Source organism: Streptomyces carpinensis (assembly GCF_002154505.1).
GTDB classification, from domain to species: domain Bacteria; phylum Actinomycetota; class Actinomycetes; order Streptomycetales; family Streptomycetaceae; genus Streptomyces; species Streptomyces carpinensis.
Genome location: NZ_MUBM01000644.1, coordinates 1 through 285 on the forward strand (window position 1 = coordinate 1; position 285 = coordinate 285).

The following is a 285-nucleotide window of genomic DNA, read 5'->3' on the forward strand; positions in this document are numbered from 1 at the left end:
ACCGGTGCGTTGCGGCAGGCCGGCCTGGAACCGGCCGACGTCGATCTCCTGGTGTGCACCTCCATCACCGGGATCGCCGCTCCGTCACTGGACGCCCGGCTGGCCGGGAGACTGCGGCTGCGACCAGACGTCAAACGGCTTCCCGTGTTCGGCCTGGGCTGCGTGGCGGGCGCGGCCGGACTCTCCCGGCTGCACGACTACCTGCGCGGGCACCCGCAGGACACCGCTGTGCTGCTCTGCGTCGAACTGTGCTCGCTCACACTGCAGCAGCGCGACGACTCCCGC

General features: G+C 71.6%; 1 pseudogene. It reads left to right on the forward strand.

What is annotated here, in order from left to right:
- Window positions 1-285: pseudogene (locus tag BZY54_RS54350) on the forward strand (type III polyketide synthase); the annotation flags it as partial.